Genomic DNA, 15,499 nt, shown 5'->3' on the forward strand with positions numbered 1-15,499 from the left:
CGATCGATCACTCTCCCTTCATGTTTCGCGGCGTCCCCGGGGTGGTGCGACGCAGTGTCATGGACTGGGCGCTCACTTGCTGACGGTGGTGCGCTTGACGTTGATCTGCTCGTGCCCGACCTCGTTGGCGTCGAGCGCCTCGGCCTCGGCCTCGTTCACGACCCGGCTTCCGTCGGATGCGAGGAAGCCTTCCTTGAACTTGTCGGTGGCCTTGATCAGTGCGGCGGCGTTGTCGGCGTCGAGCGCCTTGCCACCCTTGATGCTCGAGTACACGTCGGAGGCACTGCGGTGCAGGTCTTCCAGCAACTCGGTCTCGAACCGGCGCACGTCACCGACGGGAACGCTGTCGAAGACGCCTTCACCGGCGAGGTAGATCGAGACGATCTGGTCCTCGACGGGAATGGGGCTGTACTGATCCTGCTTGAGCAGCTCGACCAGGCGAGCACCACGCTCGAGCTGCGCCTTCGACGCGGCATCGAGGTCCGACGCGAACGCGGAGAATGCTTCGAGCTCACGGAACTGTGCCAGCTCCAGGCGAAGCGAGCCGGACACCTTCTTCATACCCTTGGTCTGCGCGGCACCACCGACACGGGACACCGAGATACCGACGTTGATGGCGGGACGAACACCCTTGTTGAAGAGGTCCGACTCGAGGAACACCTGACCGTCGGTGATGGAGATGACGTTGGTCGGGATGTACGCCGAGACGTCGTTCGCCTTGGTTTCGATGATCGGCAGCGCCGTCAGCGATCCGCCGCCGAGCGCGTCGGACAGCTTCGCCGAACGCTCCAGCAGACGGGAGTGGAGGTAGAAGACGTCACCGGGGTAAGCCTCACGTCCCGGCGGGCGACGCAGCAGCAGCGAGATGGCGCGGTAGGCCTCGGCCTGCTTGGTCAGGTCATCGAATACGACCAGAACGTGCTTGCCCTGGTACATCCAGTGCTGGCCGATGGCGGAACCGGTGTACGGAGCGAGCCACTTGAAGCCGGCGGAATCGGATGCGGGGGCGGCGACGATGGTGGTGTACTCCATCGCGCCCTGTTCCTCGAGGGCAGCCTTGACGCCCGCGATGGTCGAGCCCTTCTGGCCGATCGCGACGTAGATGCAGCGAACCTGCTGCTTCTCGTCGCCGGACTCCCAGTTGGCCTTCTGGTTCAGGATCGCGTCGATGCAGACGGCGGTCTTGCCCGTCTTGCGGTCGCCGATGATGAGCTGACGCTGTCCGCGGCCGATCGGCGTCATGGCGTCGATGGCCTTGATGCCGGTCTGCAGCGGCTCCTCGACGGGCTGGCGCTGGAGCACGGATGCTGCCTGCAGTTCGAGGGCGCGGGTCTCGTTGCTCTCGATATCGCCCAGGCCGTCGATCGGCTGGCCGAGGGGGTCCACGACGCGTCCGAGGAAGCCGTCGCCGACGGGAACCGACAGAACGTCGCCGGTCCGCTTGACTTCCTGGCCCTCCTGGAGGTCCGCGTAGTCACCCAGGATGACGGCACCGATTTCGGTGGCGTCGAGGTTGAGGGCAACGCCCAGGATTCCGCCGGGAAACTCCAGCAGTTCGTTGGCCATCGCCGAAGGCAGGCCACTGACGTGCGCGATGCCGTCGCTGGTGTCGGTCACAACGCCGACCTCCTCGCGGGAGGCCTCCGGGGAGTAGCTCGCGGTGTAGTTCTCGATCGCGCTACGGATCTCGTCGGAGGAGATCGTCAGCTCCGCCATGATTGTTCCTGCTCTCGGTGTCTGGTTTTCGGAAGTATCTGGGTATTGATTCGGAAGCGGACTACTTGAGGGACTTCCGCAACGCTGCGAGACGCCCCGCTGCGCTGCCGTCGATAACCTCGTCGCCCACCCGGACGACCAAGCCGCTGAGGAGCTCGGGATCGACCTCCACGTGAACCGTCACCGGCTTCCCGTAGGTACGGGTGAGGGCGGCGGCCAGCCGATCGGTTTGCTCACTGCTCAGTGTAGAAGCGCTCCGAACCTTCGCTACGACGGCTTCTCGCCGAGCTGCCGCCAGATTCGCCAATGCGTCGAACGCATCCGCGGGGGCGGTCGACTTCAACCTGCCCACTGCCTGAACGGCCAGCGCCTCCGTGACTGCAGTCACCTTGCCGTACAGCAGCTTGGAGAGCAGGTCACGCTTGGCTTTCGCCGAGACGGATCGATCGGAAAGCGCCTGTTCGAGTGTCGGGTCACCTGCGACGATTCGACCGAGACGGAACAATTCGTCCTCGACCCCGTCGAGCTGTCCCTGGTCGGCCGCTGCCTTCAGCAGCGACTCCCGACCGAGAAGCACCAGCGAGTTGAGCAGGTCGGAGGTGGTGGACCAGTTCTGGCCCACCGCCGCCTTCACGGTGGCGAGGGTCTCCGCGGAGACCTTGCCACCGAACACCTGCTCGGCCAGGCCTTCGCGAGCGCTCCCGGCCGCCGAGTTGTCCGCCAGCGCACTGCGAAGAGTGCGCTGAACGTCCAGGGTCTCGACGACCGTGAACAGCTCTGCCCCGGTCTGGGCCGCGGCCGCGGTGGCTGCTCCGGCAGAGACGGATCCCAAGGCCGAAGACAACGCAGCACGTGTCTGCGTCAAGGCCTCACGGCTCGCTGCGTACATGGTGCTCACTTCCCTGCTGCGGAATTTGCGCCGATGGCGTCGAGCTCGTTCAGGAATCGGTCGACCGTGCCGGCCCGCTTGACGTCGTCGGAGAGCGACTCCCCGATGACCTTCTCAGCGAGGTCGACCGCGGTGCGTCCGAGTTCGCCACGCAGTTCGGTGACGATCTGCTGCCGCTGAGCAACCAACTGGCTGTGACCGGAGGCCACGATGCGGTCGCTCTCTTCCTGAGCCTGTGCCTTCATCTCGGCGAGGATCTGCTGCCCCTGGGTGCGCGCGTCCTCACGGATCTGCGCAGCTTCGGTGCGAGCTTCGGCGAGCTGGGCTCGGTACTGCTCGAGCGCCGCCTTCGCCTCGGCCTGGGCTTCTTCGGCCCTCTTGATGCCGCCGTCGATCTGTTCGGTTCGCTCGGCAAGGACCTTCTGGAACATCGGAAGGACGTACTTCCAGAAGACGAAGCCGACGACGAGCAAGCAGACGAGCGACCAAACGATGTCATACGTCGCGGGCAGGAGAGGGTTGTGTGTCTCTTCCTCTGCCGCGAGCAATGCGATGTTGGTTGCCATGACGGTCTTAGAAAATGAAGCCGGCGACGAGGCCGATCAGCGCGAGGGCTTCGGTGAAGGCGATACCGAGGAACATGGTGGTACGAACCTGTCCGGCCATCTCGGGCTGGCGAACCATGCCCTCGATCGCCTTACCGACAACGATGCCCACGCCGATGCCGGGGCCGATCGCGGCGAGACCGTAGCCGATGGCTCCGAATCCCGTCGAGTTGGTTTCCTGGACAGCTTCCTGAGCGAGGTAGGCGAGGCTCATGGTGTTCCGTTCCCTTTCTGTTGACCTCCGCCGGATTCGGCGGGAGGCTCAGTTCTTGGTGTAGCTGGTCGTGGAGATGTTGGTGCTAGTGCGAATCCGCGTGCAGAGCCAGGTCGATGTACACCGACGTGAGCAGCGCGAAGACGTAGGCCTGCAGGAAGATCACCAGCAGTTCGAAGAAGGTGAATGCGATGCCGGCGGCGAGCGATGCAACACCGAACACGGCCTGGAAGCCACCTGAGGTGAAGAAGAAGAACTGGGTGGCACTGAAGAACAGCACCAGCAGGATGTGGCCGGCCAGCATGTTGGCCATGAGACGCACCATGAGCGTGAACGGCCGCAGGACGAAGGTGGAGATGAACTCGATCGGCACGAGCAGGAAGTGCAGGGGAAGCGGGACGCCGGGAACCACGATGCTGCTCTTGACGTACTTGAAGAACCCGTACTTCTTGATGCCCACGTAGTTGAAGACGATGTACGCCAGGGCAGCGAGCACCAACGGCATGCCGATACGCGCGTTGGGCGAGATGTTGATGAACGGGATGATGCTGCCGAGGTTGCTGGCGAGCACCAGGAAGAAGATCGTCGTGATGACGGGCAGGAAGCGCTTGCCTTGTTCCTTGCCGAGAATCTCTTCCGCGATGTTGATCCGGACGAAGTCGAGAGCGATCTCGCCGATGTTCTGGACACCGCGGGGAATGATCTTCGGGCTGCGCATCGCGATGACGAAGAAGATCATCATGAGGGCGGACAGCAGGATGCGAACCAGCATCAGGCGGTCGAGTTCGAACGGAGTCCCTTCGAACAGGACCGCGGGCGGGAAGAAGTCGTTCAGGGAAGGCGGATGGAATTCTCCAGCAGCCACGTTGATGACGCTCAGCGTTCTCTCCCGTAGTCGGTCCGCAGCCTTCGTTGACTGCGGTTCGATCGGACATTGACGATCAAACAAGTCGACAAGCTCGACTCGCGTATTCGTCAGCTGCTGTGGACTCCAGGGAGTCCAGCGTCTGTCGGTGTCGGCGACTCTCGTCGACTCGGCGGCCTTGAAAGTGCGACCGCCTGCAAGCATGCAATACCAGCCAGTAACTTACTCGCCGTCTCATTGCTCTCGCTTGACCCAGACCTTATCAAGTCATCTACGACGTTGTGTAGACGGGGTCCGGCTCGATTCAATTTTACTACATCCCGTAGTACTACTGGGCGTCCTTCTCCCCCGGTTCGGCATCGCCCGCCGCGCGTGGCTCCACGTACGGGGCCTTCACGCCAAGTACCCCATAGGTTTCCGCACCGAGCACGATCACCAAGGACAACACGATGACCAATACCAACGCCGTTTTGTCGTAGAAGTCGAGCGGTTTCAGGATTGCCAGGACCGTGATCGCGAGGATCATCTTCAACAGCCAGGTACCGAGCAGCACCGCCCCCGCAGTCATGGCGGGAAGCTTGGCCGTGAACAACACCCCGAGGGCCGTGCAGAGGATGAACCCTCCGCCGACCGCCGCGCCCAACAGCGCGCCGTAGAGACCGGGCATACCTGCGAGCAGGGTCGCAACGATGGAACCGACCACTGCCAGCACGATCAGGCCGAGAACGCCGTAGCGAACGGCGGCCCGCAACGAGGCGGTGTGATCGGGAGCAGGCGCGGGGATGAACGTCACGGTCGCCAAGGGTAGTGGATCGTCCTCGGCGCACCGCAACCGTGACCTCACGTCTGGCGGTCGTGCTGTTGCCCCCGGATGGAGGGTACCGCCGTGACCACCAGCGCGAAGACGAGTCCGCCGGCCACCAGGAGCACCACTACGCGGCGGTCGAACAAGGCAGATCCGACCGCACCGAACGCCAGCACGCCGACCCATAAGTAGATGAGCAGGACCACTCGCCGATGTGAATGCCCGATCTGCAGGAGGCGGTGGTGAAGGTGCATCTTGTCGGGGCTGAACGGACTGACGCCTGCGCGCGTACGCCGGACCACGGCAAGCAACAGGTCGAGGATCGGGATGAACATGACGGCGCCGACGAGCAGCAGTGGCGACAGAAGACCCAGAAGGTCGCGGGTGCCGTACGCGGTCAGCGGAATGCGGCCGGAGGCGCTGGTCGAGATGGCCGCGAGCATCAGGCCGATCAGCATCGATCCGGAGTCGCCCATGAAGATGCGCGCAGGCTGGAAGTTGTGCGGCAGGAAACCGAGACAGGCGCCTGCCAGTGCCGCGGCGATCAACGCCGGCGGATAGGCGCTCACATCACCGCCCTGATCGTGGAGCAATCCAACCGAGAACACGCAGATCGCGAGCGAGGAAATCAGCCCGAGACCTGCGGCGAGACCGTCGAGGCCGTCGACGAAGTTCATGGCATTGACCATCACCACGGCGACCGCCACCGTGACCAGTCCCGCCTGCAGCTGGTCGAGAATCACCGTGGTGCCATCGCCGAACGGAACGTAGATGATGAACCAGCTGACGCCCATCACGACGAGAATTCCGGCGGCCGTCACCTGGCCCACGAACTTGGTCAGCGCGTCGAGACCCCACCGGTCGTCGACCACCCCCACGAGAACGATGACGAACCCCGACACCAGGGCAGCGGGGATGTCGGAGGTGAACTCGAATCCGCGGGTGAGCGCGGGTAGTTGCTGCGCGAACAACAGCGCGACCAGCATGCCCAGGTACATTCCGACGCCCCCGAGCCGGGGCGTGGGCGTGACGTGCACGTCCCGGTCCCGAGGCACCGCCACCGCCCCGAACCGCAGAGCGAACAACCGGACGGCGCCGGTGGCGAGGTAGGTGACCACCGCGGCAGTGAAGAGGACGAGCAGAAGTTCACGCAGAGGGACACCCGCACCCCCACCTGCTTGAGCCAGCACCACGCCGGCGGATTCGGCAGCAATCACTGGGCAGACGCTACCGTTGCCCCGCGCAGCCCGGTCATGCCGTCGCGGTCCCCTCGAGCAGACTCTCCGCCGTCACCCCGAGGACGTCGGCGACGTCACCGGTGGGTACGGCGCCTTCCCGGAGAATGCGGGGGCTCGCGCCGGTGAGGTCGACGATGGTGGAGGCCCGGCCCTGTTCGGCGCGTCCGCCGTCCAGGTACACGCCGGCCGATCCGCCGAGCTGGTCCCGAGCTTCCTGGACGGTGGTGGCCGGTGGTTGTCCGGAGACGTTGGCGCTCGACACCGCGAGTGGTCCGACTTCACGTAACAGTTCGAGGGCGACCGGATGCAGGGGCATGCGAAGCATCACCGTCCCGCGCGTATCACCGAGGTCCCATGCCAGCGAAGGGGCCTGCTCCACAACAAGACTCAGGCCACCCGGCCAGAAGGCCCGAATGAGGTCGCGGGTGTGCGGTCGCACGCTGTACACGAGGCCGTCGATGGTGTTCCACGATCCGACCAGAACCGGCACAGGCATATCGCGGCCACGGCCCTTCGCCCGCAGCAACGCGGCGACTGCATCGCCGTCGAATGCGTCGGCGCCGATCCCGTAGAGGGTGTCCGTGGGCAGGACGACGAGTCGTCCAGCCTTCAGGGCGTTCTTGGCCGCACTCATTCCGGCGGCGCGGGAATCGGGGCGGCCACAGTCGTAAACGGTACTCACCGGCTCATTCTTTCATCCTCGCCGGCGGCCTCCGCACGCTGCGCCTCGACATCGGTCGCGATGCGCCGAGCCACCACGAAGCGGGGCTTGCCCGCGAGGTCGGGGTGTTCCGCGACGTCACCGAACACCCGACGCGCCGCGAACAGCGCCGCGACGTCCGCACCGTTGGTGTCGTCGTGCTCGATTCCCACTGCTCCCCCGATTCTCAACCACCGCGCGACATTCGAGATCATCGGCTTGATCACAGATAGCCCGTCCGGTCCGGCGAATAGTGCGCTGTGCGGGTCGTGATCCGCTACTTCCGGCTCGAGTTCCGCGCCCTCGGGAATGTACGGCGGGTTGGCAACGATGAGGTCGACTGCACCTTCGAGGCCGGTCAGGATCGTCCGGTCGGTGACGTCGCCCTGGTACAGCTTGATCGGGGTGTCGCCCGCCTGGGCGCGGGCATCGGCATTGCGCCGCGCCCAGGCGAGCGCGTGCGGTTCGAGTTCGACGGCGTGCACGACGGCGTCGGGGCGGGCGTGGGCAATGGCGAGCGCGAGCGCACCCGACCCGGTACACAGATCCATGACGACGGGGGGGTGCTGATCGCAGCTTCCCAGGAACGCGAGCGCCCACCCGAGGAGAAGTTCGGTCTCCGGGCGCGGAACGAAGACGCCGGGACCGACCTCGATGTCGATGTCCCCCATGGCGGCGGTTCCCAGGATGTACTGCAGCGGGATTCGCTTGGCGCGCTGTTCGACCATCTTCTTGTAGGCGTCGATCACCGACTCGTCGACCAGCGGCACGAGACCCAGTCGGGTCCTCTCCACCCCCAGCAGATGGGCAGCCAGCATCTCGGCGTCCGCGCGGGCGCTGTGCACCCCTGCCTCGTCGAGTTGCGCGGCTGCATCGATCAGGGCCAGGCGAAGGGGAAGTCGGCTCACGGGTACAGACTGCCACGCCCGGGGAACGGTGATACTCCGGTCCTCGGTACCGGGTTACTCCGCGGCGAGCCGTGCCTCACGATCCGCCTTGCCCAGCGCGTCGAGAAGAGCGTCCAATTCACCGTCCAGGACGGCATCGAGATTGTGCGACTTGAAGCCGATTCGGTGATCGGTGATGCGGTTCTCCGGGAAGTTGTAGGTGCGGATGCGCTCGGAGCGGTCGACCGTGCGCACCTGGCTCTGCCGCCCGGCCGATGCCTCGGCGTCTGCTGCTTCCTCGGCCGCTGCCTGGAGGCGAGCGGCCAGCACCTGCATGGCCCGCGCCTTGTTCTGTAGCTGGGAGCGCTCGTTCTGGCACGTCACAACGATTCCGGTGGGCAGATGCGTGATCCGCACCGCCGAGTCGGTGGTGTTCACACCCTGACCGCCCTTACCGGAGGAGCGGTAGACATCGATGCGCAGATCGGTCTCGTCGATCTGCACCTCCTCGACCTCTTCCGGTTCCGGATAGACCAGGACGCCGGCGGCCGAGGTGTGTACCCGGCCCTGCGACTCGGTGACAGGCACGCGCTGCACGCGATGGACGCCGCCCTCGAACTTCAGACGGGCCCACACCCCGTCCCGAACCTCGCCCTTCGACTTGATCGACAGTGTCGCGTCCTTGTATCCACCGAGGTCGGACACTGTCGCATCGAGAACCTCGACGCGCCACCCGTGCCGCTCGGCGTACCGGACGTACATACGCGCGAGATCGGACGCGAACAACGCCGACTCCTCACCGCCCTCGCCCGACTTCACTTCGAGTACCACGTCGTCACCATCGTGCGGGTCGCGCGGCGCGAGGAGATCCGTCAGTGCCTTGTCGAGCTCGAGCACTTCGGCCTCGAGTGCGGGCACCTCGGCCGCGAAGCTGGAATCGTCGACGGCGAGCTCACGCGCGGCTGCGAGATCGTCCTGCGCAGCCTTGAGCTTGCTGTACGTCGACATGATGGGCGCAAGCTCGGCGAAACGCTTCCCGGCTTTGCGGGCCGCGGAGGCGTCGTTGTGCAGCGCTGGGTCGGACAACTGCTGCTCGAGGCCGGCATGTTCGGCCAGGATGTCGTCGATCGCCGACGGCTGGGTCGTCCCTGCCATGATGGGCTCCACTCTCGTCTCAGCGCGCGCAGCGCACTACGGGGTGCCGAGGGAAACGGCACAAAAAAGCCGACGCCCGGCCTGCAATTATCGCAGGACGGGCGTCGGCGGACCAGCTAGGACTCGGCAGATTCCTTTGCTGCGCCCTTGCCGGCGCGCTTGCCGTAGCGAGCCTCGAAGCGGGCGACGCGTCCACCGGTGTCGAGAATCTTCTGCTTACCGGTGTAGAACGGGTGGCACTGCGAGCAGACCTCGACGTTGATCCGTCCGGTCTCCTTGGTGCTTCGGGTCTCGAAAGTGTTTCCGCAACCACAGACCACGGTGGTGGCCACGTAATTGGGGTGAATGCCTGACTTCATGGTGTCCCTTTCAATGGTCGCCGGGTCGCCTTCGCCATTCGAAGACGTGAACCGGAACCGGACTCAGCCGTTCAGTATGCCAGATCGCGCGAGTGCGATTCCAATCGGCATGTGTGCTTGCGGAGAGATCAACGCCGCTCCCCCGCATTTAATTCCACCTGCTCGGTACTGGAGAAACGGCAAAGCCCGGCGACAGGTCGCCGGGCTTTGCCGTGTCGAGCACTCAGTCGTCGATCGCTCCCGGAGCGGTCTTCGACACCTGCATGAGGAACTCGAGATTGCTCTTGCTCTTCTTGAGGCGATCGATCAGCAGATCGATGGCCTGGTGCGAATCGAGACCAGACAGCACCCGGCGGAGCTTGTGCAGCACCGCGGCCTCATCCGGACTGAGCAGCAGCTCGTCCTTACGCGTTCCCGAAGGATTGACGTCGACAGCCGGGAACACTCGCCGTTCCGCGATCTTGCGGTCGAGCTTGAGCTCGGCGTTACCGGTGCCCTTGAACTCCTCGAAGATCACGGTGTCGCCGGTGGAACCGGTCTCGACCATGGCCGTCGCGATGATCGTGAGGGAACCGCCGTTCTCGATGTTGCGGGCTGCACCGAGGAAACGCTTCGGCGGGTACAGCGCGGTCGAGTCGACACCACCGGACAGGATGCGGCCCGACGCCGGCGACGAGTTGTTGTACGCGCGGCCGAGCCGAGTGATCGAGTCGAGAAGGACGACGACGTCCTTACCGGCCTCCACCAGTCGCTTCGCACGCTCGATGGCGAGCTCGGCGACCGAGGTGTGGTCTCCCGGTGGGCGGTCGAAGGTCGAGGAAATGACCTCACCCTTCACCGATCGCTGCATGTCGGTGACCTCTTCGGGACGTTCGTCGACCAGCACGACCATCAGGTAGCACTCGGGGTTGTTGGTCGCGATCGCGTTGGCGATGGCCTGCAGAACGCTGGTCTTACCGGCCTTCGGCGGGCTCACGATGAGCGCGCGCTGACCCTTACCGATCGGCATCACGAGATCGATGACGCGGGTGGTGAGGATGTTCGGCGTGGTCTCGAGGCGCAACCGCTGATTCGGGTACAGCGGGGTGAGCTTCCCGAACTCGGGGCGCTTCTTCGCCGCCTCGATGTCGCCGCCGTTGACCGTGTCGATACGCACCAACGGGTTGAACTTCTGGCGCTGATTGCCCTGGTCACCCTCGCGTGCAACCCGGACCGCACCGGTGATCGCGTCGCCGCGGCGAAGTCCGTTCTTGCGGATGAGGTTCATCGACACGTAGACGTCGTTGGGGCCCGCGAGGTACCCGGACGTCCGCACGAAGGCGTAGTTGTCGAGGACGTCGAGGATGCCGGCTACCGGCTGCAGGACATCGTCTTCCCGGATTTCCGTCTCACGTACGTCACCGCCGCCGCCTTCGCCGCGGTCGCGCCCACGACGACGCTCGCGGAAGCGCCGTCCACGTCGTCCGCGGCCGCCTTCTTCGTCGTCGCCGCCCCGGTTGTCACGGTTGTCGCTCGTGCGCGGGCCGTTGTTGCTGCCCTGGTTGCGATCACCCCGGTCGCGGTCACGTTCGCGCGTGTCACCGCGGTCCCGCTCGCGGGTGTCGCCGCGGTCGTTCCGGTCGGTGCGGTCACCACGGTCGCTGCCGCGGTTGTCCCCACGCTCACGCCGCGTGCGGTCGCCGGACTGCTCGCCGGAGCCGTCCTGCCTTCCGGACTTTTCCGCACTGTCCTGACGGTCGTCGACCTGCTTGCGCTCGGCCTGCTGGGCGTCGACGCCATTCTGGGCGGCAGCATTCTGCGGGGGAGCGTCCTGGCCGCTGTCGGCCTGGTCGCCCTGCTCAGGGGCACCTGCCCGGCGGGAGGAGCCACGGCGCTGACGCCCGCGTCGGCCCCCCTCGGGGACATCGGTGTCGGCCGCGCTGCCGTCGGCGACTGCAGGTTCGGGCGCCTTGCTTTCGGCCGCCTTCTCGGCGATCTCCTGCTGCGGAGACACGTCGAGGGCAGTCTGCGCGGGCTGCTCACGCTTGGTGCGGGACGTCCGGGTGCGGGGCGCGGCCTCGGTCGTCGCAGCGGCCGGCGCCGACGAGGCGCCCTGCCGATCCTTGATCGCGGCGATCAGGTCGCCCTTACGCATCCCTGAAATGCCTTTGATACCGAGCTCGCCCGCAAGGGCACGGAGCTCGGTCAGCACCATCCCGGACAGCCCGGCACCTCGGCGCGCCTCGGCGCGCTTTGTGGAGGCCGTCACTGCACCGTTTTCCGGTGCGGTCGATGACGCCTGTGAAGAGTCGCCTGCCTGCGCGCCAACGGTATCCACCGAGGAGGCGTCCGCAGGAGCGGCGATGAGGTCCGTATCGGTCACGGAGGTCCTTTCCTTCCCTCACTCGCGCTGCGCAGAGTCGAGGGTTCGTCCCGTAATCCGGTTCAGTACCGGATTCGGATGTGCCGTACGTCGTTGCTTAGCTGAACTGCCGGCTTGCCCGCCATCACATCACCTTGAACAGGCGCACTCGCAATCCCTACACAACAGAAAGTGCGGAGGATCGTGCCAGGAGCTGTCAACCCCGATTGACCTGGAGTAATCGCCCTGGTGAAGCACCGGCGTCTGATGCGCACGATGTACGGACATTGCCCAGGATAGCTGTGAACGACCGTAGGGGCAAGAAGACCCGTTTCCGGCGTGTCAGCTGATCCGGACGCCTTCGGCGACGTCGAGTTCGAGCACCTGCAGTCCCTCGGCCTCCGCCTGTACCCGGAGATCGTCCGGTAGCGGCTCTGTACTCAACGCGAGGACTGTCGGTCCCGCACCGGAGACCGCCGCGGCAATGCCGGCTTTCCGCAGCAAGGAGATCCACCGGGTGGTCAGCGGGAGCGCGGGAGCCCGCTGAACCTGGTGGAGCCGATCCTCGGTGGCCGGCATCAGAAGGTCCGGCCGTTCTGTGAGCGCCACCACAGCGAGAGCGCCGCGACTGACGTTGAACGCGGCGTCACGGTGCGCCACGACCTCGGGCAACAATCCCCGCGTGTGAGCGGTCGACGAACGCTCACCCGGGATCAGGGCGATCACCCGGATCGCGGGATGCACCTTCAGTGGCACCGCGTAGTAGCGGTTCCCGGACGTGGAGGTGCCCGCGGATTCCTGGTCTTCACAACTCCACGACACCACGGCGCCGCCCAGCACGCTCGCCGAAGCGTTGTCGGGGTGACCTTCGAACTCGGACGACAACTGGACCAGTTGGTCGGGCGAGAGGCCGAGTGCGGGATCGAGCTTCATCGCGAGACCGTTGGCCGCGGCCAAACCGCCGACCACAGCAGACGCGGACGACCCCAGGCCCCGCGAGTGCGGTATTGCATTGCGGCACACGACGTCGAGGCCCTCCGCCCACACGCCGGCCGACTCCAGACCACGTTCGATCGCGCGCACCACCAGATGGGAGGGGCCCCACGGCACGTCCTCGGCGCCCTCACCCTCGACACGAATCTTCAAACCCGAACCCGTGGTGGTGACCGTGATCTCGTCGTAAAGCCCGAGCGCGATGCCGAGGGTGTCGAATCCGGGCCCGAGATTGGCGCTCGACGCCGGCACACGGGCAGTCACGGTGAGCCCGGTGGGCAGGGTCTGTGTCATGTCTGCGGTCTGATCCTGCGGCGTGATGGGCGTGGGCGCCACCACTACGCCAGCTCGAGGGCCGACGCGACAGCGACAGGATCGACCGGAATGGGTTGCACGACAGGCATACCGGCGAGTGCGGTATCCGGGTCCTTCAATCCGTTGCCGGTGACCGTGCAGACCACGGTGAGTCCGGAGTCGAGCCAGCCTTCCTTCCGGGCGGCCAGCAGTCCTGCGACACTCGCCGCCGACGCGGGTTCGACGAACACACCTTCGGTGGAGGCGATCAGCCGGTACGCCTCGAGGATTTCCTCGTCCGTCGCGGCGCGGAAGGCCCCGTGCGACTCCTCCTTCGCGGCGACCGCGCCGTTCCAGGACGCGGGCGAACCGATGCGGATGGCCGTCGCGATGGTCTCCGGGTCCTTGACGGGTGCACCGTGGACGAGCGGGGCGGCACCTGCCGCCTGAACGCCCAGCATGCGAGGCTTCACGCTCGTGAGCCCGTCTGCGTAGTACTCGGAATAACCCCGCCAGTAGGCGGTGATGTTGCCGGCGTTGCCGACGGGAAGCGCGTGGACGTCCGGAGCCTTGCCCAATGCATCACAAATTTCGAAAGCCGCGGTCTTCTGGCCTTCGATCCGGACCGGGTTCACCGAGTTGACCAGGCCGATGGTCGGGAACTCCGCCGTGGTCTTGCGCGCCAGCTCGAGGCAGTCGTCGAAGTTACCCTCGACCTGGATGATCCGGGCGCCGTGCATGACCGCTTGCGCCAGCTTGCCCATGGCGATCTTCCCCTGCGGCACCAGCACCGCGCAGCTCATCTTCGCCTTGGCGGCGTAGGCGGCCGCCGAGGCGGACGTATTGCCCGTCGACGCGCACAGCACAGCCTGCTGACCGCGCGCCAGGGCGTCGGTCACGGCCATCGTCATCCCGCGGTCCTTGAAGGAGCCGGTGGGGTTGAGGCCTTCGACCTTGAGGTAGACGTCGCAGCCCGTGATCTCGGACAGATGCCCGGCGGGAAGCAACGGTGTGCCGCCTTCACGGAGGGTCACCGTCTTCCAGTTCGGTCCGATCGCGAGGCGGTCACGGTAGGCCTCGATCAGCCCCGGCCACGGAGTGTGCACGGGGTTGCGGGTGCCGGTCATTGTTCGGTGCCTTCCAGTCGCAGCACGCTGGTCACAGCGGTGACGAATTCGAGTTTGCTCAATGCCTCAACGGTTTCCGACAACGCGGAGTCCGTCGCGACATGGGTAACGACCACCAGCCGGGCACCGTCGCCCGCGCCTTCCTGCCGCACCGTCGAAATGCTCACGCCGTGCTCGGCGAATTCGGCGGCAACGGCCGACAGCACACCGGCCTTGTCCGTCACCTGCATGTTGACGTAGTAGCGCGTCGGGATGTCGCCGATGGGCGCGATCTTGAGTTTGGCGTATTTCGACTCGCGCGGACCGCGGCCACCGTGCACCTTGTTGCGCGCGGCCATCACCAGATCACCCATCACAGCAGACGCGGTGGGGGCACCGCCGGCGCCCTGACCGTAGAACATCAGCCTTCCGGCGTTCTCGCCCTCGACGACCACGGCGTTGAATGCTCCGTTGACCGACGCGAGGGGGTGACTCAGCGGCACCAGCGCCGGGTAGACCCGTGCGGAGATGCGCTCCTTGCCGTCGGGTGTGGGGATGCGCTCGCAGATGGAGAGCAGTTTGATGGTGCAGTCGAGGGCCCGCGCCGACGTCAGGTCGGCAGCGGTGATGTTGGAGATACCCTCGCGGTACACATCACCCGCGGTGACCCGCGTATGGAAGGCGATGGACGCGAGGATGGCGGCCTTCGCCGCGGCGTCGTAACCCTCTACGTCGGCGGTGGGATCGGCTTCGGCGTAGCCGAGTCTTCCCGCCTCCGCGAGCGTTTCCGCATAGTCGGCCCCGGTCTCGTCCATGGCCGACAGGATGAAGTTGGTGGTGCCGTTCACGATTCCGGCGACCTTGTTCACCCGGTCACCGGCAAGGGACTGGGTGAGCGGGCGGATCACGGGGATCGCACCGGCGACGGCCGCCTCGAAGTACAGGTCGACGCGGTGCAGCTCCGCGGCCTCGGCGAGTTCACCGGTGTGCTCGGCGAGGAGGGCCTTGTTGGCGGTGACGACGGACTTGCCGGAGTTCAGTGCCGACAGGATCAGCTTGCGCGGAAGGTCCATGCCGCCGATCACCTCGACGACGATGTCGACGTCGTCGCGCGCCACGAGCGAGTCCGCGTCCGTGGTCTGCAACTCCTCCGGTATGCCCCGGTCCTTGCCGGGGCGGCGGACTGCCACTCCCCGCAGTTCCAGGGGCGCACCGACGCGAGCCTCGAGGTCTTCGCTGTGCTCTTGCAGGATGCGAACCACCTCGCTCCCGACGTTGCCGAGGCCGAGGACGGCCACACCGATAGCGCGATGCGCCGATTCGGTCACACCG

15 protein-coding genes are annotated in these 15,499 nt (G+C 65.8%); all 15 read right to left on the reverse strand.

The annotated features are described in order from the left end of the window. Nucleotides 1-72: 72 nt before the first annotated feature. The 15 genes from atpA to L1080_RS14840 all read right to left on the reverse strand — a co-directional run bounded on the left by atpA (nt 73) and on the right by L1080_RS14840 (nt 15,471). Nucleotides 73-1,716, reverse strand: a complete 1,644-nt coding sequence (gene atpA / locus L1080_RS14770) for a F0F1 ATP synthase subunit alpha (protein ID WP_250777223.1) — start codon at nt 1,714-1,716, stop codon at nt 73-75. 61 nt (nt 1,717-1,777) lie between these two features. Then, the gene (locus L1080_RS14775) at nt 1,778-2,605 is read right to left on the reverse strand and encodes a F0F1 ATP synthase subunit delta (protein ID WP_204164906.1); all 828 of its coding nucleotides are present in this window, start codon (nt 2,603-2,605) and stop codon (nt 1,778-1,780) included. Nucleotides 2,606-2,610: 5 nt separating this feature from the next. Then, nucleotides 2,611-3,171, reverse strand: coding sequence for a F0F1 ATP synthase subunit B (locus L1080_RS14780; protein WP_109328699.1), 561 nt, complete (start codon nt 3,169-3,171; stop codon nt 2,611-2,613). 7 nt (nt 3,172-3,178) lie between these two features. Further along, nucleotides 3,179-3,424 (reverse strand): ATP synthase F0 subunit C, encoded by a 246-nt coding sequence (locus tag L1080_RS14785; RefSeq protein WP_005252955.1) that lies wholly within the window; start codon nt 3,422-3,424, stop codon nt 3,179-3,181. A gap of 85 nt (nt 3,425-3,509) precedes the next feature. After that, on the reverse strand, nt 3,510-4,289 hold the full coding sequence (atpB, locus tag L1080_RS14790; RefSeq protein WP_109334994.1) for a F0F1 ATP synthase subunit A: 780 nt from the start codon (nt 4,287-4,289) through the stop codon (nt 3,510-3,512). 328 nt (nt 4,290-4,617) lie between these two features. Then, nucleotides 4,618-5,091 (reverse strand): hypothetical protein, encoded by a 474-nt coding sequence (locus L1080_RS14795; RefSeq protein WP_159921206.1) that lies wholly within the window; start codon nt 5,089-5,091, stop codon nt 4,618-4,620. A gap of 38 nt (nt 5,092-5,129) precedes the next feature. Beyond that, nucleotides 5,130-6,311: a glycosyltransferase family 4 protein gene (locus tag L1080_RS14800; protein WP_109328695.1), complete on the reverse strand. Its 1,182-nt coding sequence runs from the start codon at nt 6,309-6,311 to the stop codon at nt 5,130-5,132. Nucleotides 6,312-6,345: 34 nt separating this feature from the next. Continuing rightward, nucleotides 6,346-7,014 carry an L-threonylcarbamoyladenylate synthase gene (locus tag L1080_RS14805; protein WP_159921204.1) on the reverse strand — a complete coding sequence of 223 codons (669 nt, stop codon included), beginning with the start codon at nt 7,012-7,014 and terminating at the stop codon, nt 6,346-6,348. Then, nucleotides 7,011-7,940, reverse strand: coding sequence for a peptide chain release factor N(5)-glutamine methyltransferase (prmC, locus tag L1080_RS14810; protein WP_159921202.1), 930 nt, complete (start codon nt 7,938-7,940; stop codon nt 7,011-7,013). Before prmC ends, L1080_RS14805 begins: the two co-directional genes overlap by 4 nt. 54 nt (nt 7,941-7,994) lie before the next feature. Then, entirely contained in the window at nt 7,995-9,074 is a 1,080-nt protein-coding gene (gene prfA / locus L1080_RS14815; RefSeq protein ID WP_109328689.1) for a peptide chain release factor 1, read from the reverse strand. A gap of 116 nt (nt 9,075-9,190) precedes the next feature. Next, nucleotides 9,191-9,433 (reverse strand): 50S ribosomal protein L31, encoded by a 243-nt coding sequence (gene rpmE, locus L1080_RS14820; RefSeq protein WP_109328687.1) that lies wholly within the window; start codon nt 9,431-9,433, stop codon nt 9,191-9,193. Between the two features lie 223 nt (nt 9,434-9,656). After that, complete coding sequence (rho, locus tag L1080_RS14825; RefSeq protein ID WP_250777224.1) at nt 9,657-11,795, reverse strand: transcription termination factor Rho; 2,139 nt, start codon at nt 11,793-11,795, stop codon at nt 9,657-9,659. 321 nt (nt 11,796-12,116) lie between these two features. Further along, the gene (gene thrB / locus L1080_RS14830; RefSeq protein WP_250777225.1) at nt 12,117-13,061 is read right to left on the reverse strand and encodes a homoserine kinase; all 945 of its coding nucleotides are present in this window, start codon (nt 13,059-13,061) and stop codon (nt 12,117-12,119) included. Between the two features lie 44 nt (nt 13,062-13,105). Further along, complete coding sequence (gene thrC / locus L1080_RS14835) at nt 13,106-14,188, reverse strand: threonine synthase (RefSeq protein ID WP_109328683.1); 1,083 nt, start codon at nt 14,186-14,188, stop codon at nt 13,106-13,108. Further along, complete coding sequence (locus L1080_RS14840; protein WP_109334992.1) at nt 14,185-15,471, reverse strand: homoserine dehydrogenase; 1,287 nt, start codon at nt 15,469-15,471, stop codon at nt 14,185-14,187. Before L1080_RS14840 ends, thrC begins: the two co-directional genes overlap by 4 nt. Nucleotides 15,472-15,499 lie beyond the last annotated feature (28 nt).

The organism is Rhodococcus sp. MSC1_016 (assembly GCF_023667485.2).
GTDB lineage: Bacteria > Actinomycetota > Actinomycetes > Mycobacteriales > Mycobacteriaceae > Rhodococcus_F > Rhodococcus_F oxybenzonivorans.